1 protein-coding gene and 1 pseudogene are annotated in these 2,271 nt (G+C 59.9%); one reads left to right on the forward strand and one right to left on the reverse strand.

Annotated elements, in window-relative coordinates; all coding sequences use genetic code 11:
• The first annotated feature begins 143 nt into the window (after positions 1 to 143).
• Complete coding sequence (parE, locus tag EGN72_RS00320; RefSeq protein WP_127044686.1) at positions 144 to 2,099, forward strand: DNA topoisomerase IV subunit B; 1,956 nt, start codon at positions 144 to 146, stop codon at positions 2,097 to 2,099.
• Between the two features lie 83 nt (positions 2,100 to 2,182).
• Here parE and EGN72_RS00325 read toward each other — a convergent pair.
• Positions 2,183 to 2,271 (reverse strand): annotated as a pseudogene (locus EGN72_RS00325) (IS5/IS1182 family transposase); the annotation flags it as partial.

Genomic DNA, 2,271 nt, shown 5'->3' on the forward strand with positions numbered 1-2,271 from the left:
CCCGCCTGTCCGCCCGCGCCGCGCGCAAACCCTTGCCTCCCCCGCCCCTAAGTCTTGCGTCCCCGCCCCAAAGTCTTGCGTCCCCCGCCCCCAGATGGTCTACTCCTGCCTCAATCAAGCCGCATAAGAATCGTGAGCAGCCAATGGCCAATGACCTCCTCTCCTCCGCCCCCTCCACCTATGACGCCTCCTCGATCGAGGTGCTGGAGGATATGGAGCACGTCCGCCTGCGCCCCGGCATGTATATCGGCGGCAAGGATGACCGCGCTTTGCATCACATGGTCGCCGAAATCATCGACAACTCGATGGACGAAGCCGTCGCAGGCCACGCCACTTGGATCGAGGTGGAACTGCATGAAAACGGCCATGTCTCGGTGCGCGACAACGGGCGCGGCATCCCGGTCGGCATGCACCCCAAAGTCCCGAACAAATCCGCGCTGGAGGTGATTTTCTGCACCCTCAACGCGGGCGGCAAATTCTCGGGCGACAGCTACCAGACCTCGGGCGGCTTGCACGGCGTCGGCTCCTCGGTCGTGAACGCGCTCTCCGACCATCTGCGCGTCGAAGTGGCCGTCAACCGCGAGCTCTTCGCGATGGAATTTTCGCGCGGCGTCCCGCAAGGCCCATTGGCCAAGATCGGCGCTGCCCCCAATCGGCGCGGCACCTCTGTCACCTTCCACCCCGACCCGCAGATCTTCGGCTCGCTCCACCTCAAACCGCATCGCCTGTTCAAGATGGCGCGCTCCAAGGCCTACCTGTTCTCGGGCGTTGAAATCCGCTGGAAAACCGCCATCCCCGATGGCGACACCCCAATGGAGGCAACCTTCCGCTTCCCCGGCGGCCTTGCCGATTACCTCAACGAAAACCTTACCGGGGCTACCACCTATGCAGATAAACCCTTCGCGGGCAAAGTCAGCTTTACCGAGAAATACAACGTCCCCGGCTCGGTGGAATGGGCGATCAACTGGACGCCTTCGCGCGATGGTTTCATCCAGTCCTACACCAACACCGTCCCCACCCCCGAAGGCGGCACGCATGAGAGCGGCTTCTGGACCGCCATCCTCAAAGGCATCCGCGCTTACGGCGATCTGGTGAAAAACCGCAAGGCCGAACTGATCACCCGCGACGACATGATGACAGGCGGCTGCGCGCTGATCTCCATCTTCATCCGCGAACCGCAATTCGTGGGCCAGACCAAGGACCGCCTCGCGACCGAGGAAGCCGCGAAATATGTCGAAGGGGCGGTGCGCGACCATTTTGACAACTGGCTGGCCTCCGATACCAAATCCGCAGGGGCCATTCTGGATTTTCTGGTGCTGCGCGCCGAAGAACGCCTGCGCCGCCGTCAGGAAAAGGAAACCGCCCGCAAGACCGCCACCAAAAAGCTGCGCCTGCCCGGTAAACTCACCGATTGCACCGCGAAAAACCGCGAAGGCACGGAACTGTTTATCGTCGAGGGTGACTCGGCTGGCGGCTCGGCCAAGGGCGCGCGCAACCGCGAAAATCAGGCGCTTTTGCCGCTGAAAGGTAAAATTCTGAACGTGCTGGGGGCCGCCTCCAACAAGCTGCACGACAACTCCGAAATCCGCGACATATGTGAGGCCTTGGGCGTCCAGATGGGCACCAAATTCAAGGTCGATGACCTGCGCTATGACAAGATCATCATCATGACCGACGCCGATGTCGACGGCGCGCATATCGCCTCGCTTTTGATGACTTTCTTCTTCACCCAGATGCGCCCCCTGATCGACAAGGGTCACCTCTACCTCGCCTGCCCGCCCTTGTATCGCCTGACCCAAGGGGCCAAGCGGCTCTATGTCGCCGATGACGCGGAAAAAGACCTGTGGCTGGCCAAGGGTTTGGGCGGCAAAGGAAAAATTGACGTGCAACGCTTCAAGGGCTTGGGCGAGATGGATGCCAAAGACCTGAAAGAAACCACGATGAACCCGGACAGCCGCAAACTGATCCGCGTCAGCATAGACGAGGACGAACCCGGCGAAACCTCCGATCTGGTAGAGCGCCTGATGGGCAAAAAACCCGAACTGCGGTTCCAGTATATTCAGGAAAACGCGCAGTTTGTTGAGGAGTTGGATGTTTGATTGAAGGCTTATACACTTTGACAGGCAAGACTTATGAAAAAAACATATTATGAATTGTCATTAGGGTCCAGACTCATTGACCGTCAAAGCCAGAACAAGACAGTTGCGGCGAGGGCGACGGCTGAGAGGAAGGTCTTTGCGCATCGGTCGTAACGTGTTGCGATGCGGCGCC

Origin of the sequence: Pseudorhodobacter sp. E13, from assembly GCF_003991405.1 — a bacterium.
GTDB lineage: Bacteria > Pseudomonadota > Alphaproteobacteria > Rhodobacterales > Rhodobacteraceae > Pseudorhodobacter.

Excerpts from the sequence above, each read along its gene's own strand:
- parE (WP_127044686.1), top strand. The coding sequence starts at position 144 with ATGGCCAATGACCTCCTCTCCTCCGCCCCCTCCACCTATGACGCCTCC.